Annotated in this window: 16 protein-coding genes; 12 read left to right on the plus strand and 4 right to left on the minus strand. The window is 43.4% G+C overall.

The window, feature by feature from the left end:
• From BCU94_RS19640 to BCU94_RS01850, 7 genes are all read left to right on the plus strand, one after another.
• The coding region (locus tag BCU94_RS19640) for a hypothetical protein (RefSeq protein WP_198590839.1) at nt 1–236 on the plus strand (236 nt) is incomplete at its 5' end.
• Complete coding sequence (locus BCU94_RS01825; protein ID WP_102475462.1) at nt 160–990, plus strand: carbon-nitrogen hydrolase family protein; 831 nt, start codon at nt 160–162, stop codon at nt 988–990. The genes BCU94_RS19640 and BCU94_RS01825, both read left to right, overlap by 77 nt.
• 89 nt (nt 991–1079) lie before the next feature.
• Nucleotides 1080–2528 (plus strand): metalloprotease TldD, encoded by a 1449-nt coding sequence (gene tldD / locus BCU94_RS01830; protein ID WP_102439992.1) that lies wholly within the window; start codon nt 1080–1082, stop codon nt 2526–2528.
• A 193-nt stretch (nt 2529–2721) separates the two neighbouring features.
• Nucleotides 2722–4122 (plus strand): TolC family protein, encoded by a 1401-nt coding sequence (locus BCU94_RS01835; protein ID WP_102475501.1) that lies wholly within the window; start codon nt 2722–2724, stop codon nt 4120–4122.
• Complete coding sequence (locus tag BCU94_RS01840) at nt 4112–5086, plus strand: biotin/lipoyl-binding protein (protein WP_102475463.1); 975 nt, start codon at nt 4112–4114, stop codon at nt 5084–5086. The genes BCU94_RS01835 and BCU94_RS01840 overlap by 11 nt, the downstream gene beginning before the upstream one ends.
• 38 nt (nt 5087–5124) lie before the next feature.
• Entirely contained in the window at nt 5125–6309 is a 1185-nt protein-coding gene (locus BCU94_RS01845; protein ID WP_102475464.1) for an ABC transporter permease, read from the plus strand.
• Entirely contained in the window at nt 6306–7454 is a 1149-nt protein-coding gene (locus BCU94_RS01850) for an ABC transporter permease (RefSeq protein WP_102475465.1), read from the plus strand. The genes BCU94_RS01845 and BCU94_RS01850 overlap by 4 nt, the downstream gene beginning before the upstream one ends.
• 197 nt (nt 7455–7651) lie before the next feature.
• Here the strand turns inward: BCU94_RS01850 and BCU94_RS01855 are convergent, their stop codons facing one another.
• The 4 genes from BCU94_RS01855 to yjgA form a co-directional block, all read right to left on the minus strand.
• The gene (locus BCU94_RS01855) at nt 7652–8149 is read right to left on the minus strand and encodes a hypothetical protein (RefSeq protein ID WP_102475466.1); all 498 of its coding nucleotides are present in this window, start codon (nt 8147–8149) and stop codon (nt 7652–7654) included.
• A gap of 150 nt (nt 8150–8299) precedes the next feature.
• Nucleotides 8300–9178, minus strand: a complete 879-nt coding sequence (locus tag BCU94_RS01860; protein ID WP_102439987.1) for a LysR substrate-binding domain-containing protein — start codon at nt 9176–9178, stop codon at nt 8300–8302.
• Nucleotides 9179–9424: 246 nt separating this feature from the next.
• Nucleotides 9425–12016: an Ig-like domain-containing protein gene (locus tag BCU94_RS01865; RefSeq protein ID WP_102475467.1), complete on the minus strand. Its 2592-nt coding sequence runs from the start codon at nt 12014–12016 to the stop codon at nt 9425–9427.
• A gap of 24 nt (nt 12017–12040) precedes the next feature.
• Complete coding sequence (gene yjgA / locus BCU94_RS01870; RefSeq protein WP_102475502.1) at nt 12041–12574, minus strand: ribosome biogenesis factor YjgA; 534 nt, start codon at nt 12572–12574, stop codon at nt 12041–12043.
• 355 nt (nt 12575–12929) lie between these two features.
• Between yjgA and pmbA the strand changes: the two genes are divergently transcribed.
• The 5 genes from pmbA (at nt 12930) to BCU94_RS01895 (ending at nt 21980) form a co-directional block, all read left to right on the plus strand.
• On the plus strand, nt 12930–14273 hold the full coding sequence (gene pmbA, locus BCU94_RS01875) for a metalloprotease PmbA (protein ID WP_102439985.1): 1344 nt from the start codon (nt 12930–12932) through the stop codon (nt 14271–14273).
• A 194-nt stretch (nt 14274–14467) separates the two neighbouring features.
• Nucleotides 14468–15832 (plus strand): hypothetical protein, encoded by a 1365-nt coding sequence (locus BCU94_RS01880; protein ID WP_102439984.1) that lies wholly within the window; start codon nt 14468–14470, stop codon nt 15830–15832.
• 858 nt (nt 15833–16690) lie between these two features.
• Nucleotides 16691–18235 carry a carboxypeptidase gene (locus BCU94_RS01885; protein ID WP_102475468.1) on the plus strand — a complete coding sequence of 515 codons (1545 nt, stop codon included), beginning with the start codon at nt 16691–16693 and terminating at the stop codon, nt 18233–18235.
• A 226-nt stretch (nt 18236–18461) separates the two neighbouring features.
• Entirely contained in the window at nt 18462–20618 is a 2157-nt protein-coding gene (locus BCU94_RS01890) for an ExeM/NucH family extracellular endonuclease (protein ID WP_102475469.1), read from the plus strand.
• A gap of 228 nt (nt 20619–20846) precedes the next feature.
• Nucleotides 20847–21980 (plus strand): heparan-alpha-glucosaminide N-acetyltransferase domain-containing protein, encoded by a 1134-nt coding sequence (locus tag BCU94_RS01895; protein WP_102439980.1) that lies wholly within the window; start codon nt 20847–20849, stop codon nt 21978–21980.
• Nucleotides 21981–22045: the final 65 nt, after the last annotated feature.

Genomic DNA, 22045 nt, shown 5'->3' on the forward strand with positions numbered 1-22045 from the left:
TTAATAAAGCTAATGTTAATGACGCTGGTGTTAATGACGCTGGTGTTAATGAAGTAGATGCTACTGACATAAACCTTAAAGCAGATGAAGCAGTCACAGAGGCCGCAGCCAATATCGTGTCCTTTAGCCTGTATCATCGACAATGCCAAGGAGGCGCCAATGCAAGTCAGTTTATTGCAATGTCAAAGCAGCACAGATGTCAAAGCCAATCTGGCCTTTATCGACTCGCAGCTTAGTGTATTACCTCGAAAGGCTAATGAACCGCAACTGGTAGTACTGCCTGAGTGCAGTTTGCTATTTGGTGGTCACGAGCAGCAGCAATTAGCTGTTGCTGCTGTGGAAGAATCCAGCAAACTTAAACAGCAACTGGCCGCATTAGCTCAGCGTCATCATGTTTATATGGTGGCCGGAACTATCCCGATTTCTGCAGATGCAGCTAGGGTCTATAGTCGCAGTTACTTATTTGATGATGAAGGCAATACCTTAGGCAGCTATGATAAGTTACACTTATTTGATGTTGAGGTTGCCGATAAAACGCAATCCTATCGAGAAAGTGATACTTTTTGCCCAGGGGATCGTATCACTGTCATTGACACCCCATTTGGCAAGATAGGCTTAGCCATTTGCTACGATATACGTTTTGCTGACTTATTCAGGGCATTAAGGTTAGCGGGGGCAGAAATTATTGCCTTGCCATCTGCATTTACTAAGGTAACAGGCGCAGCCCATTGGCAAACCTTGATCCAAGCAAGGGCGATTGAAACCCAGTGTTATTTTCTGGCTGCCGATCAATGGGGTCAGCATAACCAAGGTAGCCGAGAAACCTGGGGCCAAAGTATGATAGTAGACCCTTGGGGCAAGATTATCGCTGAGAAAAAGACCGGTCTAGGTTGGGTGCAAGCCCAGCTTGATTTAGCCGCCTTAGCGACCATAAGACAACAAATTCCAGTGGCGGCGCACAATCGCTTTATTGCGCCCCAATTAAAATAAATACTGAATTAGCTAACATACCGAGCGATGAATTAAGTTCGGTGAGACAAGAATCCACATACAGGCCATGGGGCTTAAAGAGAGAATTAATGCCATTTTTAGCTCAAGTAGAACAAAGTTTATTACAAGGCGCACTCACCCTTGACGGGCTGCAAGATTATCTGAACATTATTCATCAGCATAATATTGATTTTTCAGATTTATATTTTCAAGGCAGCCGCCATGAAACCTGGGCGCTTGAAGATGGCATTATCAAAGAAGGTAGCTTTCATATTGAGCGCGGAGTCGGTGTTCGTGCCATTACTGGCGAGAAAACCGGTTTCGCTTATGCTGATGAAATTAATCCAGCAGCATTACGCGCAGCAGCAGAAGCGGCAAGAGGCATTGCCTTGGCGGGCCAAGAGCACAAAGTACATGCCTTTAAACGTCATGACACCCATAAGCTTTACAGTAGTGATGACCCAATAGCGGCCATGGAAGAAGCGCCAAAAATTAATTTGCTCAAGCAAACTGATGCCTATATTCGTAGCCTAGATAGCCGCATTATTCAAGTGGTAGTGAGCTTGTCTGGCGTACATGAAGAAATTTTAGTGGCTGCCAGTGATGGCACCTTAGCGGCGGATATTCGTCCGTTAGTGCGCTTTAATTGTAGTGTTATTTTAGAAGATAACGGTAAGCGTGAGCGCGGCAGTGCCGGTGGCGGCGGTCGTCATGATTACAGCGTATTTATGGCAACTGATGACGCCGGTTTACCTGTGTGTTTTGACTTTGCCCGTGAAGCGGTGCGTCAAGCCCAAGTGAATATCAATGCTATTGATGCCCCAGCAGGTGAAATGGCCGTAGTACTGGGTAACGGCTGGCCTGGCGTATTGCTGCATGAAGCAGTAGGTCACGGTTTAGAAGGTGACTTTAACCGTAAAGGCAGCAGTGCCTTTAGCGGTAAAGTCGGTCAGCAAGTAGCCTCAGAATTAGTTACCGTAGTGGATGATGGCACCATTGTTAATCGCCGTGGTTCATTAAGTATTGATGATGAAGGGGTGCCAACCCAAAAGACCACCTTAATCGAAAATGGTATTTTAAAGGGCTATATGCAAGATAAGCTTAATGCGCGTCTAATGGGCGAGCCGACAACCGGTAACGGCCGCCGTGAATCTTATGCGCACCTGCCAATGCCACGTATGACTAATACCTATATGGAAGCTGGCACTTCAACGCCTGAAGAAATGATCAAGTCAGTAGAGAAAGGCATTTATGCGCCTAATTTTGGTGGCGGCCAAGTGGATATTACCTCAGGCAAATTTGTGTTCTCAGCCTCAGAAGCCTACCTGATTGAAAATGGCGAAGTCACCCAAGCAATTAAAGGGGCTACGCTTATTGGCAACGGTCCAGAAGCCATGAGCCAAATATCTATGGTGGGTAATGATCTGGCCTTAGATCAAGGTGTCGGCGTGTGCGGTAAAGATGGTCAAAGTGTACCAGTTGGGGTGGGGCAACCTACCTTGAAGTTAGACAGTTTAACCGTTGGCGGCACTGCTTAACAATGAAACCAAGGTGCCTTAATAGCACCTTAGTTATTTAGGCCATTCTAATCGACATTGCTTTATATTTAGCTACACTTAACTAACTGTTGTTGATGTAAAAAGTAAAGTTAGTCACGACTTGCTAATAACATAGAGTAAAAAATCTAATCAGGGTGGTGTAATGGGCTATTTGGTCATTTGTAATCGTATTATGTGCAGTCGTTTTGCCGCATTTTTAGTTGTGGGGATCAGCGTTATTAGCGCAGCTCAGGCTGAGCCCTTGGCTTTTAATCAGGCTTGGCAACAACTGCTAACGGTCAGTGATAAGTTAAAGGCGCAATCTCAAGAAGTCAGCCGCGCTGAAGCGGAGCAAGATGCGGGCAAAGACTTAAGTTTGCCCTCGCTTGATCTATCAGGAAGTTATACCCGCTTAGAAAAACCCGTAGAACTTGATTTACGGGATCTTAATCCCATTGCATCATTAGATCCCGCTGCTCTGCCGCCAGCCCTTGGCAATATCATTGGTGCGATCCCCGGCTCACTGTTTGTGACCCCGTTTACCGAGCAAGACGTTTTTCGAGCCAGTTTAAAAGCCATGTGGCCAATTTATACTGGTGGACAAATTACTGCGGCTCAAGGTATTCAAGCCGCCCAAGTGGAAGAAAAAAAGCATCAGTACGCCTTAGTCAGCCGCGAGCTGTTTACCCAGCTTGTCGATCGCTACTTTGCAGTAGCAGTGACCAAAACCTTAGTGCAAACGAATCAACAGTTGGTTGATTCGTTAACCGAGCACGCGTCACACGCGCAGAAATTAGAGCGCGAAGGGCAGATTGCCAAAGTTGAGCGCTTAAATGCCCAAGTGGCGCTAGAAAATGCCAAAGTTAATTTAGGCAGCTCCCAACGCCAATATGAAATGTCGACCATTGCTTTATCGAGAATGTTGCAGCTGAGCAATGCTACTCCTACATCGGGGTTATTCTCACTGGCGCAGCCGCCATCATTGCCGCGCTTAAGCCAGTTAACCATCAGCCAGCACCCTGCGCTAAAACTGCTGGAGGCTAAAGAAACCCAAGCGAATGGGCTAATTAAACTCGAAAAGGGTAAGTATCATCCCACCGTATTTTTATACGGTAATTACACCCTTTACGAGGACGATAGTTTATTTTCGCAAATTGAACCCGACTGGATGGTTGGATTAGGCGTAAATGTGCCAATATTTAGCCGTGATGGCCGCAGCGGTAAAGTCAAAGCCGCCCAAAGCGCCTTGTTGCAAGCTAAGCATACTAAGGCGCAAACTCAGCAAGACTTAAGCCTGCTGGTGGATCAAAGCTATCGCCAACTCCAGCAAGCAGATGAAGAAGTTAACGCCCTTAATGCCTCTTTAGCTCTCGCTACCGAAAACCTGAGATTACGTGAACTTGCCTTTAATCAAGGTCTATCAACCTCAATCGATCGGGTGGATGCAGAGCTTAAACTCAGCGCTGTTAAAACCCAGCAACTGGGGGCGCAATATCGCTATGTACAAGCATATGCCAGATTAATGGCCATCAGCGGTCAAGTGGATGAATTTATCGGTCGAACCCAATTACAGGAGAGCCAGCATGCGGGCTAATAAGATTATTGCAGTTATCGCCATTATTTTTTTGGTGGGCATATTAGCTAACGGCTTGAGATTGGCATTTGAGCCTAAACCCAGTGTATTGCAGGGGCAAATAGAGGCCAGAGAATACAATATCTCCTCTAAAGTGCCCGGCCGCGTTGAGCAAGTCATGGTTAGGCGCGGCGACGAAGTGGCCATTGGCGACTTATTATTTGCCATTAATAGCCCGGAATTAGCCGCTAAATTAATGCAAGCGGAGGGCGGTCGTGACGCCGCCAATGCCATGCAACAAGAGGCGGATAACGGCGCAAGACAACAGCAAGTTACCGCAGCAAAGGAGCAATGGCTCAAAGCTAAGGCGGCGACAGAGTTAATGCAAACCACCTATCAGCGAGTTGAAAACTTGTTTAATGAAGGAGTGGTTGCCAGACAAAAGCGCGATGAAGCCTTTACCCAATGGCAAGCAGCTAAATACACTGAGCAAGCGGCGTTAGCTATGTATGAAATGGCCGATGAAGGCGCGCGAGTCGAGACTAAAGCTGCTGCGGCGGGTAATGCCCGTATGGCAGAAGGTGCAGTCAAAGAAGTGAATGCCATTTTAGCCGACAGCCAAATGCGCTCGCCTAAAGTGGCTGAGGTCAGTGACGTGTTATTACAAGCTGGCGAGTTAGCCCCAAGTGGTTTTCCTGTGGTCAGTTTAATTGATATGTCGGATGCCTGGGCCGTATTGCAACTACGTGAAGACCAATTGGCTGAGTTTAAAGTGGGCAATGTTGTGTCGCTAACCATTCCGGCATTAAAACTGACCACGGACTTTACAGTGGCGCACATCAGTGTGATGGGAAGCTTTGCGACTTGGCGCTCCACTGAAAGTGGTCACGACTTTGATATGCGTACTTTTCAAGTCGAGCTGCGCCCCAATGAAGCCATTGATGATCTTAGAGTGGGCATGTCAGTATTACTGACATTAGATTAATCTCAGCATTTACAAGCCAGTAGAGGCTAGAGGCGCTCATGGGAGCTTTATTACAGAAAGAACTCAAGACACTGTGGAACTCACCTTGGCAATTAGCCTTGGTGACTTACATTCCCATCATCAGCATGTTGTGTTTATGGTGGCTATTTAGTGCAGGTTTACCACGACAATTACCCGTAGCAGTGGTTGATTTAGATAACAGCCAGCTAACGCGAACATTGACTCGCAACCTCAGTGCTAACTCCGTTATCAGCCCTAAAACTTATCCTAATCTGGCACTGGCTCAAGAAGCTATGAGTACTGCAGAGGTCTATGCGCTGGTAGTGTACCCCCATCAGTTTAAGCATGGCTTATTAACAGGCGCTAGCCCGACCATAGATATTCGTTATAACAGCCAGTTCTTATTAGTCGGTAAGTTGTTATCCAGTCAATTACAATTAAGCCTTGGCTCAGGGTTAATGCAAGTGGCGGGGCTAAAACAACTTTTAGGCGGTGCCAATAAAGCATCTGTTGCAGTAAATTTATCCCCAGTGACCAGTCAAACCACGGCTTTATTTAATCGTAATAATAACTACGTCGGATTTTTAGTGCCGCCAGTATTAATTGCATTGCTGCAGTTATTATCAATGATGGTGTTCGTGAATAGCTTAAATGCTAGTTTGATCAAAGGTGAAGATAAATGCTTATTGCCTGATAATTTTTGGCAATTAGTGGCCACTAAAGTCATGCTCTACACGCCAATCATGTTGCTCCATGGCGGCTTTATTTTAGTTTGGTTATATGGCTATTTAGGCTTACCCATTGCTGGCAGCTTAGGCTTGTTAGTACTGACTCAGGCCATGATGCTAGGGGCCTTGTGGCTATTGGTCATATTAGTGGTGGTGGTTATGCGCGAGCCTGCTGGCAGTATCAGTATGGGCTCGGCGATGTTTGCGCCAGCATTTGCCTTTATGGGGATTACATTTCCAGTTAATGATATGCCGCAATTGGCGCAGTGGTGGCGATTGTTAATGCCTTCAAGTCATTATATGGACACCCATGTGACTGTGGTCAGCTATGGCGCCGAGGCTGGGCAGGTATTATTGCAATCTAGCTCCTTGTTATATTTTCTCGTGTTACTGCCTATTGCTTGGCTATTAGTAAAAATTATTCGTCAAAAACAAGCGCCGGTAAATAGTGCTGAGTCGTTAGCTGTTGTGAGCCAACAGCAGGAGGCTCGATGAATTGGTTGCAACTTGTTATCGCTGATTTTAAAGCGCTGTTAAGTGATAAAGATATTGTACTGACGGTTTTTGGCGGCTTACTGTTTTACTCGGTGTTATACCCTCTGCCTTATTTACATCAAGTCCCTACCGAGCAAAAAATTGTCGTGGTAGATCATGATAACTCTTCATTGAGCAGACAGTTAGTGCGTCATGCCGATGCCAGCCCCAAAATCAAAATAGTCAGCCAAGTGGCCAGCATCAATGAGGCGCAGCAGTGGATTGCTAACGGCGATGCCTTTGGTTTATTGGTTATTCCAGAAGGCTTTAGGCGTAACCTACTGCTGGGTAAAGGGGCAACCTTAAGTTACGGTGGTGATGCCAGTTACTTCTTAATTTATTCTGCGGTAGCAGAAGGGTTAGTGGCAGCAGGCATGGATGCCAGTAAACAAGTGAAAATGATAGGCTTACTGGCGCGGGGCGAGAATCCGCAGCAAATTCAACAAGATCTTAATTCAGTCAATTTAAATAGTGTGCCGGCATTTAATCCAAGTTTAGGCTATACCCCTTATGTGGTGCCGGGATTATTTTTACTGATCTTGCATCAAACCCTCTTGATAGGTGCCAGTATTTTAGGCGCAGGCCAATGGCGTAAACAGGGCTATTGGCAGCAGGTATCGCCACTGGCGTTGATCACCGCACGAATAGCCGTTTTCAGTTTAATTTATAGCTTTTTTTCATGTTTTTATTTGGGCTATTGCTACTACTTTTACGGCGTTAGTGTGCAAGCGAGTTTAGGCCAAGTGTTGCTGTTTATGGTGCCATTTATATTATCGACTGCGGCGTGCGGGGTTGCATTAAGCTGTTTGTTTGTCAGGCGTGACTTACCCACTCAAGTATTATTATTGGTCTCAATGCCGATTTTATTTGTCTCAGGCTTTGTGTGGCCGCTGGCATTAATTCCTGAGCCGTTAGTGCAAGCTTCGCAAATTATCCCTGCTGTACCTGCCATTATGGGTATGTTGCAGTTAAATCAAATGGGCGCCTCATGGGATGCCATCATGCCAATGTGGCTGCAAATGTGGGGCTTATTTTTACTGTTTAGCTTGCTGGCTTATATTGGCGTAAGACGTCGATTATTTAGTAAGGAAGGGGCCAGTGTTTAGTTTTGAGTGGCGGCCTTTAGGGCTGTGAATTAGCTGGTTAATCATGGCGTATTGAGCTTAATTATCCAGTGATCGTGATATTGATATTTTTTTGATAAATAAAAATAGGTATATTCAGATGAAATATACCTATTTTGTTTTTCATGTCTTTGAGCTTAATCATTAAGCTTTGCTGTCGCTGTTGATCGTCTTCCAAATTATAACGTTCCTGTTTCAGAGCGACTTAATTCCGCTTCTAAGCGACTTAAGTTATGTTGGTAAATTGGCTCATGGTTGGCTTTTGCTGCTTTCTTAAAATCAGCCAGTGCGCCTAGATTATCATTAGCCATTAACTTCATAACACCACGGTTATTGTAGGCATAAGCTCGCATTTGCATTGAGGGTAACTTAGCAGCCTTATTGGCCATTTCTACCGCTTCAGTACAAGCTGTTTCAGCAATATCAAACTTTGAAAGCTTAGTGTAGCCAACACAAAGACTCAAACTGCGAGTGTATTTGTCAATGACAGTGGCGGTGGCAGCTTCTGTTAGGGCGATGCCTTCACTGATGTCACCAGATTGAATGGCATCAACTCCAGGTGTGTCTTCAATAAGTACCATTTTATATTTGCTCGTTTCGATGGCATTGGCCATCACAGCAGAGCTTGAAAGTAATAGGCCTGCAGCGGTGATAATAGAGAGTGTTGATTTTTTCATGGTTATATTCCTTTATAGGTAGTAGCTAGTTGCTACAGGGCTAATTTAGGAAAAAAGCCTGAGGCTGACAAACGAGATAAATCAATTTGATAAGTGAGATTTATTCACTCATGCAGTGGTTAACCTATTAGTCAGCCCTGGTGAGGTGGTTTAAAAATGGAAGCGGGCGACAACCCAATCAATAAGTAACTGCACTTCAGGCTTGGTGACATTGTTATGGTTGATCAGATAATAGCGGTCGTGACTGGTTAAAGATTGCTCAAACAATGAAATTAACTGATTGTTTTCAAACCATGATTTACTGATAGGCAGCGGGATTAATGCGATGCCTAAACCTTGCTCAGCAGCTCTTGCGACGCTAAACATACTATCTAATTGAATTATTTGTTTGGGTTTGAAATGATCAAGGCCAACACTTTCAGCCCATTGATGCCAGGCATAGGGTCTTGCCTGATGCATGATTAACGGGACTTCTAACAGGGCGCTAAAGCCTTTATGTTCAAGCCTGTTAAACAGTGCTGGGTTACAGGCTGGAACATAATTAAGCGGAAATAAATCATACGATTTATCAGGGTCTTGGCGACTACCAGATAACACGATCGACAGATCTGTATTGGCCGTTTGTTTGGCGCGGGTTTTAACGGTTTCGAGCTTTAAATTAATATTAGGGTATTCGTTTGACCAACCCACCAGTTGCGGTACAAACAGCTCACTGGCAAAAAATTCTGGCATGGAAATACTGACTTCATGCATGGTGTGGGCATTATTGAAGTTATTGACTGTTTCGGTCAGCTGCAGCATTAACGGGGTAATTTGTTGATAAAAGCGCATTCCTGTTTCTGTCAAAGTGATTGAGCGAGTTTGGCGAATAAATAATTGCTGTTGTAGGTTTTCTTCTAGCTGTTTAATTTGATGGCTCACCGCTGAAGGGGTGAGAAATAATTTTTGAGCAGTCTCTTTAAAACTGAGACATTCGGCTGCAACACAAAAACAACGCAAACCTCGTAATGAGGTATGTAAAGGTAGCATTTAAAATCCTTTTTACTAAAGTCGATGCAGGCTAAGCAAAGACTAGACCAACTAAATATTGTAAATAAAACAGATATTTAAAAGTTTAATTATGAGTCGCAGTTACCAATAGTGCTTCTTTAAGCACTTATTTGGTGCATTAGCTTGATGTGCTAACTCTTCCTGAATAAGGCTAAGGGAACATAAAATTAAGGCCTGCATTAGCAGGCCTTAATAGTTTCAGATCGTAATGGGGTTTTAGCAGTGCTACTGCACTGTAACCGTAATTGATGCTTCTGTCTTAATTCCGCGCGGAGTGGTAACGGTTAAGGTAATTATGTCTTCACCAGTTTCATCTGCTGCGGTATAGCTAAACTGAGTCGCTTCTACATCACATGACAATGGAGGCGTAATACTTTTGTAACTGAAACAAGTCGCATTGGGTACGGCGTAGCCACTAAAGGTGATAGATCCATTGACTGCTGCAACCGTTAAAGTTGAACCTGCTGGCATCATTTGATTGGCACTGTCATACAGTTCAACTTTCACCGTAGTCATGCTCTCAGGTGAGACGGTGAGTTTTGTGAATGGTGTGCGATCAGTATCAGTGGTGATAATGGTCGCTTTAGAACCTGATAGCGTTAATACCGTTGCGGCACGAATGTAAGTTTTATTGGCTTGTTCGATTCCGCAAAACTTATCATCTTCACCTTCAGAAGTATCATCACACTGTGGGCCATTGAACATACCATCACCGCTGAAGGGATTTTCACAGTCAATCTCATCACAATGTGAGTTATATGACTTTCCTGATGTATTGAAATAAGGTTCACCATCACGGCGAATACCAGTTTCATCATCATCCCTAAAGGCATCGCCTAAGTCACTAAAACCACCTTGATGATAGGTTTCTTTGTCCATACCGTTACCAGTACAAGCTGTTTTTACGCCTTCGGTATCTAAACACGCCTCTGCGATTGCGCCGCCATCGGCATCATCATAGATATTATTACCATTGGTATCAAAGAAGGTCTCATGACCTAAGGCATAAGCCAATACGGTCACGCGATGATCTGTAGGACGTGGGTCGGTTGAAGTCCAAACCACTGAACAGCTGCCATTTACAGTTAAACAAGATGGCTGAATTTGGCCACCTTCTGTGGTGAAGTTAATGGTGGTGTCATCGGGCGCAGGATTGCCAAAGCTATCAGAGGCATAGGCGGTCATGGTGACTTCAACACCATTAACATCAGCAGCTTCTGGGTTGAACAAAGAAGGGGAAATGTTAAAGCCCAGTTGTTGAGGCAGGCCTGTGTTAACCGTTAACTGCTCTGATTGAGTGGTAATGATGATGCCCGAATCTGTATCTTCTGCAGATGCTGACACTCTCACTGGTGTAGGCACTGTGCCTGATTGCACTGTAACGCTAACTAATCCGTTGGCATTACTAATAGCCTCATCACCATTGGCAAACTTTAAGCCGCCGATAACGGTGTCTAAACCAAAGGTCACCTTTTGCTGCGCTGCAGGTTGACCATTAGCGCTACTGATTAAGAAAGTCACTAATGAGCTTTCAGTAGAACCTGTACCGCCAGCGCCTTTAATGCGAATTTGGTTTGGCTCTGCAGAGATAAAGCTCAAGCTACCTAAAGTTTGGCGCTCTAAAGAGAAATCGAAGTTGGCGTTGTAGGTGTCATTACCAATAACGGCTGCAGCGATAATTCGTTGGCTGCGAATACTGTTGCCACTGCAACTGCTATCTTGAAAGGTTGAGTTGGCTCTGCCTGAGGATGTCGTAACCGGGGTATCAAGACTCGCATCGCCATTGGCGACACAATCAGAACTAAACGATACGCTTACGGGGGTCTGTAATGGCTCGAATGTACCGTCAGCCGCTTCAATAATCACATCAGCATAAACGCCAAAACTTGCCCCTGCACCGATGGTGTAGGTTAGAGGATCTGCGTCGGGGTCATCAGCGATTAAGGTTGAACCAAGCTTACTTTCAATGAATGTCTCAGGGTCAACAATATAACCAAACTTAATTGTACCTTCAGGGATTACTTCATCGCCACTTAGCACTTCATAAGCACTGCTGCCTGAAATCGTGGTGCCATCAAAGTCGGTGCTGGCAATTAAGTTATAAGCGCCAAGTTCACTGCTGGTTGGGGTATAACTGACACTGGCAATACCATCAGCAGAGGTTAAGGCGGTATTTGGCGATAAACTGGCGCTGCCAGCCTGGAAGCTCACTAATTGATTAGCTAATGGTTGATTGCTGCCATCTAAAACTGCTGCCGTAAGCAACACGGCTTGATCAATCTTAAAACGGGTAACCGTTTGCCCTGCCTGGGTAATACTGGCATTGACTGTGATAGTTTCAGGTGTTGGCGTGGTCGCTGAATTGATAAATTCAAAATTACGCGAGGCAGAAACACTGTCATCAGTTTCGGTTTCAGTATCTGTAGGGGTATGAGACACCACTAAGGTACCTGCGCCGACAGTATTATCTGTGGTGCTGATGAATACGCTGGCGATACCACTGCTGTTTGTTAGTGTGCTATCGACACTGGCTTGACCAAAACTTGGGGCAAAGCTGACAATGGCGCCACTGACATTACTATTGGATTGCTTTAACTGGGCTACTGCGCAAAAACTCTCAGTTACATCAAAGCGTAATTCATCAGTGGTTTCAGCGCATTGACCATTAACAACGCTTTGGTAGCTTAGGCTAATGCTGTAACTGCCTTCGCCTCCACTGCCAGTATCGTTATCATCAGAAGGCCCATTACAAGCGGTCATTAAAAATAGAGAAGCAATAGAAAAAGGCAGTGCGCGTATTATTGTTTTTAGCAGCATCAGCAACATCCTTGTAAGTGGTGTTTATTCGGTTATTCCAGCACGTAAATATTTAAACAACTCGATAAATGATTTTGAGTCAGGGCCTTTAGCGAGTTCTTTATTGGTTTGTCTGATTAATTGACGTAACTTTTGACGCTCAAAACTTGCGTATTCAGCCAGTAAAGCTTCAACTTCTTCGTTTGGATTTTCCAATAAGCGTGCACGTAATTTCTCAATTTTATGAACCTGTGCAGATTCATTATTGTTTTTATTCAATACATTATCGATTGATTTAATGATTGGCTCATGATCATAGCCACGCATTAGTTTGCCAATGTATTGTAAATGACGACGATAGGCTTCTGTTTTTTGCTTAATATTTTTGGCTTTTAATACTGCATCGTATAAAAACTCTTCTAGCTCGACTTTATCAAGCTGCGTTTTACTTAATGCAATTAAGCGCATGCCAAGCTCTTGAGCTTCTTCGCTTTCTTTTTTAAATTCTGTTCTGCTGACGTATTCATCGTCATTGTCGTATGGCTGTTTAAAGTGATCTGAATCGCCGACAATTTTCATAGTAATAAACCTCTCATAAATATCGGCGAATAATAGCACTTTCAGGGTGGTGTAGGCCACTGTATAACGGGTTTTCAAGCTTAAGCCGATGAATATTTTTTAAATATGTTAAGGCTGGTCAATCTTTGATGCTTACCATCGTCTTCAGCTTGCCAAAAGAGCAAGCCTGTAGAGACCGATTTATCAACCAGCTTCATAGAATCAATCTGCGAGAATTCAATATGATACTCACTGATTAACTTAAGGTTAGTTTATTTAGCGCCATTGTGGTGGGTAAATCCTTGTTTTGATGGTTATCAATACAGTTTTGAATTTGATATGCTAAGCCTAACAATGGAAACTAAAGAGTAAATTTGTGTCTACCAATAATATTGATACTGAATTAACGGCGTTACAAGATGCCGTTGCTGTCGCATTAGAGCATGCAAAAAAGTTAGGCACGAGTGCGGCTGAAGTTGCCATTAGCAAACAACAAGGTTTGTCGGTTTCAACCCGTGAAAAAGAAGTTGAAACCGTTGAATTTAATAAAGATGGTGCTTTAGGTATTACGGTTTATCGTGATGGTTGTAAGGGCAGCTCTTCAACTTCTGACCTTAGTCCTGAAGCCATTGCCGTTGCCGTTAAAGCCGCTGATGATATTGCCCGTTATACTTCATCAGACCCTTTTAGTGGCCTTGCTGATAAAGCGTTAATGGCGCAAACCATCCGCGATTTAGATTTATACCATCCTCAAGATATTACTCCTGATGAACTAGCTCAATTAGCCATTCGCGCCGAAGAAGCCAGTTTGTCAGTAGACAGTCGGGTGCAGCATTCTGATGGCGCGACCGCTAATGCTCATACTGCAGCCAAGGTCTATGGCAATAGTCACGGATTTTTAAAAGGCTATTGCAGCTCACGCTATAGCTTAAGTTGTGTGGTGATCGGTGAAGAAGACGATGGCAACATGCAGCGTGACTATGATTACACCATTGCACGTAAATATAATGAGTTAATGACGCCTGAGTCAGTGGGGATTTTAGCCGCTAACAAAACGGCTAGTCGTCTCAATGCCCGTAAAATTCCCACGGCTAAACTGCCTGTACTATTTTCGCCTGAAATCGCCACTGGTTTAATGGGTCATTTGATCGGTGCGATAAGTGGTAGCAGTCTGTACCGTAAATCGAGTTTTTTACAAGATTCGATTAATACGCAGCTGTTTCCTGAATGGTTTAACATCGAGGAAAACCCACATCTTATTGGCGCTTTAGCCAGTGCAAATTATGATAGTGAAGGTGTGGCTACCCAGCAGCGTAATATTATCGATGCTGGCCATTTATCCACTTACCTGCTAACCAGTTATTCAGCGCGCAAGTTAGATTTAGTCAATACAGGTCATGCTGGTGGCATTTATAACTGGACCTTAAGTCATAGCGGCCAAACCTTTGATGAATTAGTAAAAGCCATGGGCACAGGTCTTATCGTCACAGAAGTGATGGGCCAAGGTGTCAATATGGTCACAGGCGATTACTCTCGCGGCGCTGCTGGATTTTATGTTGAGAACGGTGAAATTCAGTTCCCAGTAGAAGAAATCACCATTGCAGGCAATTTAAGAGACATGTTCATGGGCATTCAAGGTGTGGCTAAGGATAGAGACTTACGTTCATCTATTCGCACTGGCGGTATCTTACTGAGTGAAATGAAAATAGCCGGTAGCTAAGCGCTGCACTGCAGTAATAAGTTTACTGTCTTAACCTTTAAAACACCGACTTGTCGGTGTTTTTTTGTTTTTGTCAGAGTAATGGAACCCTCTAATTTACATAGTCTTTATGAGCTTTACACTTCTTGACAATCGATTACGCTCAAGCTTAGTCCTATCCATTAATATGTAGTTAAATCGTTAATGGAGTTGTTATGTTTGATAAAAAAATGTGTGGATTAATGATGTTGGGACTGAGCTCCTTAACTCTGATGGGCTGTGATTCTTCTGATAGTGATGATAACAGTGAAACTGATAGTGCTTATATCCAGTTTTATAATGCGTCGGCTAACAGCACAGCCACATCATTGGTGATGGACGAGTATGAATACACTTCGGTGGCGTTTAGCGACAGTATGCCCCGCTATAGTTACGCTACTGGTAGTGTCACCATGGAGATCTATGGTTCAGATGAAAATGGTGATTCAAGCAGTATTTATTCTGAGGACATGGATCTAGATAAAGAAGAGAATCATTTATTTGTCCTTTATGGTGATTATCACTCGCCGGAGCTACTCAAGGTTATTTATGACCGCGCGGATATGGATGACCTCAATAGCGATGAAGATAATGAATACAGTAAAATGCAGGTGCTGGTTGCCAATGTTACTGCAGAGGAAATGGCATTTGATGCTTACATTTCCCTCGACACTGACTCATACGCCGATGCCACTATGATTGGTAGTGTCGATTACCGTGGGGTCACCTCAGAATTGATGCTCGACACTGATGACTATATTGTTTATCTCACCGACAAGGGTACAGATAATGTGGTCTACACCACAAGCAGTATGAGCTTAACCACAGAAACTGTTTATAAATTTATGATTAGAAACAGTTTTGGTTCAGGTGATTTAAAAGTGGTGATCGACAGTGTCGATTCAACCACAACGCCAACGTCTTACACTAACATCGATGCTACTGCAGATTTTCGGGTCTTTAACGGGCTAGAGCAACGTAGTTTAGATGTCGATGTGATCAGTAAAGCTGAGTCGCATTACTTACTGGATATCGCTCCTTTTACTGTAAGCGATTACCAACAAACCGGTTTTAATGATTATGGCGTCAGTGTCACAGATTCAGCCACTGCAGAAATACTGTTAGACAATGTACTAGTGACCTTTAATCAAGATGATGTCCGTACCTTATTGCTATACCAAGATGACACAATTAAAGGCATGGTCATTGAACATGATTTGCGCCCAAGAGCCTTTGAAAACAACGTTGATATCGTGAATTTATCGCAGGATTATGATGATTTAAGCGTGTATTTTGTTCGCAGCTCGGAGACGATTGAGTCGGCAGAATATAGCATCACGGATTTGGATTTTACCGATCAAGATAGCTTAGTATTACTCCATGATAATTATGAAGTTAATGTGGTTTATGAGTCAGATAACGGTACTAAAACCTTATTATATCAATCTGATTTTATTAGCTTTGACGGTGAAAGTAATTACAGCTTTGTATTAATGCCAGATAGCAGCAGCTCTTTTGGGTATAACTTGGTACAGCTTTAGTTATTGAGAGTCATAAAAACAGTAAATCAATCAAAATGCCGATAAATATTATCGGCATTTTTTTAAATTTGAGTCTCGCTGCGAGCTTTAACAGCAATTAATTATGTCGTTCAAGTTGCCGTTAACGCCATATTAAACAATCGCTTAAAGGCATTTTTAAAGGCCGTTTGTAAGTCTTGAATATGCTGCTGCGGCAAATGATTAATCATCTGGGCGTATGAGACTGCTTGATGGGCATAGCAAACGAATTTAGCGATATTCCATGCGTCATGTCATTGCTCTATTGAGAGTAAATGGCGCCATTGTGATAAGTACTGATGAACTACAGCCTGTTGTTCATTAGTGGCTTTCATTCGATATAAGTAAGTGCCAGGTTTGCTTTGCCACAGCGGCTTTAGCTGTGGTTATTTAATTGGTTAATTGCTTGGCTAAATCAGCGGTAGTGGGCTGGGTGGAGGGTGACATTATCTTATTCATTGTTATGGGGTTTTGTTTTTAGGGTAGCATGTGTCGCGGTTAAATAAAGGTGTACGTTTAGTTACGATTTATATAGATGTTAAAGTGCTTAATAAACAATTGCTTACCTTGGTTGTAACGAAAAGGCACAACTGTAATGTTGCACTTTAGCTGATATGTTAATTAAATAGGCTCCAATAATAAGATTTATGCTCTTTTTGCTTAAACAGAATGACGTGCAATAAAGCAAAGCCTAGCTTAAACCGAATGAGGTGCAGCTAAGCAAAATTTAGCTTAAACCGAATGACGTATAGCAAAGTAAAATCGTAAATCGTAAATCGTAAATCGTAAATCGTAAATCCTAAGTCCTCAATCTAGAACATTAATAATAAGAGAGAAGCTATGAACACCGCCAGTCGAACAGGCATTCTTGCCGCATTGTTATTTTGCTCTGTTTCCACCGCCGCGATTGCTGAAGAGCCCGTAGCGAGTAAAAAAACAGATTATGACCGTAACATTGCAGTGGATAGCACAGTGGTGACCAACCATAAAACCAAGGTGAACGGCAATAGCTTCTCCTATACCGCAACGGTTGGCACTCAGCCTGTATGGAATAAAAAAGGCGAGGCGGTTGCCACTTTAAGTTATACCTATTATCAGAGAGATAATGTAAAAGATACCGCCAAACGACCGCTGTTAATCTCTTTCAACGGTGGCCCAGGCTCAGCTTCTGTGTGGATGGATATTGGTTATACCGGCCCGCGTGCAATTAATGTTGATGATGAAGGTTACCCGCTACAACCTTATGGGGTGAAAACCAATCCATACTCGATTTTAGATATTGCCGACATTGTTTATGTAAACCCGGTCAATACCGGCTATTCAAGGGTATTAGCTAATAAAGACGGTGAAATGCCAAGCAAAGATGAGCAACAAGAGATGTTCTTTGGGGTTAACGCTGACATCAAATATTTAGCTGAATGGGTCAATACCTTTGTCAGTCGTACTGAACGCTGGCGCTCACCTAAATATCTGATTGGTGAAAGCTATGGCACCACCCGAGTTGCTGGGTTGGCACTTGAGTTACAAAATCGCCAATGGATGTATGTGAATGGGGTTATTTTAGTCTCACCGACTGACATGGGTATTGAGCGCAAAGGCCCGGTTAAATCAGCTAACCGCTTACCGTATTTCGCAGCAGCGGCTTGGTATCACAAAGCCTTAACTGCTGAACTTCAACAAGCCGACCTTGCTGATTTTTTGCCTGAAGTTGAAGCCTTTACCATTAATGAATATATCCCTGCACTAGCTATGGGCGGCTTTATCGCTCCAGATCATAAACAAAAAATTGCAGAGAAAGTGGCGCTGTATTCAGGCCTCAGTGTTGATGTTATTTTGAAATCAAACCTTGATGTGTCAACTCGATACTTTTGGAAAGAGTTACTGCGTGAGCGTGGGCAAACCATTGGCCGTTTAGACTCACGTTATATCGGCATAGATAAACAAGATGTCGGTGATAGCCCAGACTTTAACGCTGAACTTATGTCTTGGTTACACTCCTTTACCCCTGCAATTAATGCTTACATGCGTGAAGAGCTAAATTACAAAACCGATGTAAAATATTACATGCTGGGTGATGTACACCCGTGGGATCGCACCGAAAATAAAACCGGTGAAAACCTACGTCAGGCGATGGCGCAAAACCCATATTTAAATGTGTTATTTCAAGCGGGTTACTATGACGGCGCGACGAACTACTTCGATGCCAAATATAGCATGTGGCAATTAGATCCGAGCAGCAAAATGAAACAACGCCTTAGCTTTAAAGGCTACCGCAGCGGTCATATGATGTATTTACGTGCCGAAGATTTAAAGCAATCAAATCAAGACTTACGTGAGTTTATTGAGAACAGTTTGCCAAAAGAAGATGCGGCAGCAAAATATTAACTGCTAATGTTTAAAAATAGCAAAGTCGCACTCATTTTAGGTGGCTGAGCTATTGATTAAAGAGGAGCTTCGGCTCCTTTTTCGATATTAAACTCAGCGAAATGAATGCGAATAAATAGCTGTGTGCACAATGCCATTTTAAGATTGTAATTTAACCAATTAGCGATTAAATAGTCCGTTGTAATATGGCTTCAATAAGCATAAGAATAATAATTTGGAGTGTTAAATGAGAGTAAGCAAGTTATCTGCAATATCGTTAGCCATCACATTGGTTATGAGTATGCAGGCACAGGCCAAAGCCTTAACGACACAAGACGTGACAGCGAATGAGTTTTCATGTGAAGGCAAAACCACTGTTCCTATCTATGAGATCCAAGGCGCTGGTGAGATGAGTCCATTTATCGCTGCAGGCGCGGATGAATCCATTCATGAAGTGACCACTAAAGGTGTGGTTACTGCGCGGGCAGAAAGATTATATAAAGGTTTTTTTATTCAAGATCCCCAAGGTGACGGCTCGCCTTTGACATCTGATGGTATTTTTGTCCATTGGGGAGACACTGCGCCAGCAGAAATTGTCCCGGGGATGCAGATTTGCGTCACTGGTAAAGTACAAGAATATGCAGGCTTTACCCAAATCAATATTGCACAGCAGCAACAATTTCACTTAGGTAACTATGTTGGTGAGTTGCCCGCGACCCCGTTACATATTGCTGATGGTCAATCACTTGCCGAAGCGCTGGAGCGTGTTGAAGGCATGAAAGTGCTATTAGACACTGCAAGTGACATGAAAGTTACCCGTTCATTTAGCCTAGATTATGACTCATATCGCAACAACATGGTGTTATCACATAAAGCGCCACTGATGAAAGCCACGCAGGTTTATGCACCATTATCAGCAGAGGCGATAGCATTGAATCGCGCCAATATCGCCAACCAGCTGGTGGTTGAGTCAGACTATAAAGCTGAACATGGCGAGGTGCCGTATTTCCCAAGCTTTAATGCCGATAACGGCTATATTCGGGTTGGCGATCAGTTGACCAATATTGAAGGTGTGATTGGCTATAGTTATGAGCAATATCGCTTTATGCCAACCAATGACATTAGTGCCAGTGATTTTATTCGCCATCATGATCGCACCGTAGCGCCAGCCATTGCGGCCCAAGGTGACTTACGGGTAGCAAGTTTTAATGTACTGAACTTCTTTAATAGTGAGTTTGGCGGTGATAAAAACCCATTAGGCCACAATCGCGGGGCAAAGCTTGAGTCTGAAATGCTGCTGCAGCGCACAAAAATCGTGAATGCGATGGCGGCGATGAATGCCGATATTATTGGCTTAATGGAAGTTGAAAATAATGGCTTTGGTAAGTTAAGTGCCATTCAAAATCTAGTTGATGCCCTTAATGCCAAGCTGGCACCTGAGCAGGCTTATCAATTTGTTAAAGTCACTGACAATGACGGTTTCATCGGCACTGATGCTATCGCAGTTGGCATATTATATCGACCCGCCGTTGTTGCTTTAGCTGACGCAGCTCAAATAATCGCGACCCCTGAGCAACACGTGGCAGAAGGAGCGCTAACCCGTATCAATGAGGGCGTAACAGAAACAAATCCCGCCTACCATAAATATCAGCGCCACAGCCTAATGCAAAGCTTTAGCATTAATGGTAACAAGCTGACGATTGTGGTTAATCATTTTAAATCTAAAGGCTCAGGCTGTTTAGAAGATTGGTTAAGCTTTAATGAAGATTCAGAGCCTGTAGATTTACAGGGCAAGTGTAATGCCTTTCGCGTTTCTGCTGCTAAAGTGATCGGTGAGTCGGTAACCGGCTTAGACGGTGATGTGCTGGTGATTGGCGATTTAAATGCCTATGGCAAAGAAGATCCGTTAGCAGTACTCACTGACTATGATGCCAGCCTAACTGAACATGTGATAAAAATCGCCTCACACACCAGCTTAAATGGCGCAGAGCATGATGCACAAGGACGTGTGATTGATAAGGGCTATGGGCTAATCAACTTAAACACCCAAGCACATGGGCCTGCTACATACTCGTACAGTTATGGTGGTGAGTTAGGTAATTTAGACCATGCTTTAGGTAATACAAGCTTAGCGGCTCGGGTAGTGGCGATTGAAGACTGGCATATCAATGCGGTTGAATCGAGCTTGTTTGAATACAGTAGCAAATACACCGGCGATTTAGTTAAGTCTGACAATGGCTATTCATCATCAGATCACGATCCGGTGATCATCGCCCTGGCATATCCCGAAGTACAGGATACTAAAGATGCAGATGTTATAATGACAGCCAAAGATGATGGCGGTAGCTTAGGTTACTTAGGCTTATTGCTCTTGTCTGCTTTAGGTTTTCGCCCTAAAGCCTAATCGATGTATTATTTAATAGAAATTATTATCATTTAAAATCGGTGGTGGTTTGTAAATTTTTTGAGCGTATTTTATTGCGCTTTGTGCTTGCTTTACAGGCAATTTACTTTAAATCACCGTGATAAAAAAAACGCCTGTTATAGTGTTGTGCTAGTAATTGCACCATTTAATGGCTGTGTTTTTTGAGTGTTAAAGAGAGTCGAAAAGTTGAATACCGTAACCGCTCCAATGTTAAAAAAGCGAATTGATAGTATCGATATTATGCGCGGCATTGTAATGCTTATCATGCTGCTGGATCATGTTAGAGAGCGGTTTTTCTTTCATGAGCAAGTCACCGATCCGATGACACTGGATAGCACCAGTACCGGATTATTTATAAGCCGATTTGCTGCGCATTTTTGTGCGCCTACTTTTGTGTTTTTAACCGGAGTATCAGCGTGGTTATATAGCCATCCGCAATTTGGCCCACAGCGCTCCGCAAGGTCATTTTTAATCAAGCGTGGCCTGTTTATTATCGCATTAGAGTGCACAGTGATTACGTTTCAGTGGATGGGCAATTACGAGATGATTTGGCTGCAAGTCATGTGGGCAATTGGCATCAGTATGTTGGCGCTAGCGTTATTAATCGGCTTACCAAGATTTTGGCTTGGGCTTATTGGCTTAGTGATCGTATTTGGTCATAACATGCTTACGCCCATTAGCTTCTCGCCAGGGGAGTGGGGTTATACGTTATGGGCCATATTGCATGACCGCGGCAATATCTTAACCAATGACTTTATCGGCATTAGAGCCAGTTATCCGGTACTACCTTGGATTGGGGTGATTTTGTTAGGCTATGTGATAGCACCGATTTACAGTGCAAGCTTTGATGATAACAAACGTCATAACCTGCTCATTGGGCTTGGCTTAAGCTGCTTTGCGATTTTTGCAGTCTTACGCGGTTTTAATATTTACGGCGAAACACTTGATTGGCAGCAAGGTGAAACCCTAGTAATGACATTAAAGTCGGTATTTAACTTAACCAAATATCCACCTTCATTGGACTTTTTACTGGTGACTCTTGGCGGCACATTATTGTGTTTACGGACGCTTGAAAAGCTGAACCCGCGCTATGGTAAAGTGTTATCAACCTTTGGATCAGCGCCAATGTTTTTCTATATTGTGCACTTATATTTATTACTGTTTATGTACCGCTTTGCCGTTAATGTCATTGGGCCTAACTATGGCGATTTATATGGCTTTACCGATATAAGCTGGGTGTGGGCGGTGACGGTGATATTGGCGCTGCTGTTGTACTTTCCAACTAAGTGGTTTAGTCAGTACAAGCATCAAAGTAAACAGGGCTGGATTAAGTATTTCTAGACAATGGCGTTAACCAAAATGTTGTGGTTAATCAGTAGATAGTAAAAAGGCGCATTAAGCGCCTT

The sequence above is a fragment of the Shewanella sp. 10N.286.52.C2 genome, from assembly GCF_002874545.1.
Lineage (GTDB): Bacteria > Pseudomonadota > Gammaproteobacteria > Enterobacterales > Shewanellaceae > Shewanella.

Bases quoted from the DNA above. Each gene is read 5' to 3' on its own strand.
- BCU94_RS01845 (WP_102475464.1), top strand. From the start codon at position 5,125: ATGGGAGCTTTATTACAGAAAGAACTCAAGACACTGTGGAACTCACCT.
- BCU94_RS01880 (WP_102439984.1), top strand. From the start codon at position 14,468: ATGTTTGATAAAAAAATGTGTGGATTAATGATGTTGGGACTGAGCTCC.
- BCU94_RS01885 (WP_102475468.1), top strand. From the start codon at position 16,691: ATGAACACCGCCAGTCGAACAGGCATTCTTGCCGCATTGTTATTTTGC.
- yjgA (WP_102475502.1), bottom strand. From the start codon at position 12,574: ATGAAAATTGTCGGCGATTCAGATCACTTTAAACAGCCATACGACAAT.
- BCU94_RS01890 (WP_102475469.1), top strand. From the start codon at position 18,462: ATGAGAGTAAGCAAGTTATCTGCAATATCGTTAGCCATCACATTGGTT.
- BCU94_RS01865 (WP_102475467.1), bottom strand. From the start codon at position 12,016: ATGCTGCTAAAAACAATAATACGCGCACTGCCTTTTTCTATTGCTTCT.
- BCU94_RS01850 (WP_102475465.1), top strand. From the start codon at position 6,306: ATGAATTGGTTGCAACTTGTTATCGCTGATTTTAAAGCGCTGTTAAGT.
- BCU94_RS01840 (WP_102475463.1), top strand. From the start codon at position 4,112: ATGCGGGCTAATAAGATTATTGCAGTTATCGCCATTATTTTTTTGGTG.
- BCU94_RS01895 (WP_102439980.1), top strand. From the start codon at position 20,847: ATGTTAAAAAAGCGAATTGATAGTATCGATATTATGCGCGGCATTGTA.
- BCU94_RS01860 (WP_102439987.1), bottom strand. From the start codon at position 9,178: ATGCTACCTTTACATACCTCATTACGAGGTTTGCGTTGTTTTTGTGTT.
- BCU94_RS01855 (WP_102475466.1), bottom strand. From the start codon at position 8,149: ATGAAAAAATCAACACTCTCTATTATCACCGCTGCAGGCCTATTACTT.
- tldD (WP_102439992.1), top strand. From the start codon at position 1,080: ATGCCATTTTTAGCTCAAGTAGAACAAAGTTTATTACAAGGCGCACTC.
- BCU94_RS01835 (WP_102475501.1), top strand. From the start codon at position 2,722: ATGTGCAGTCGTTTTGCCGCATTTTTAGTTGTGGGGATCAGCGTTATT.
- BCU94_RS01825 (WP_102475462.1), top strand. From the start codon at position 160: ATGCAAGTCAGTTTATTGCAATGTCAAAGCAGCACAGATGTCAAAGCC.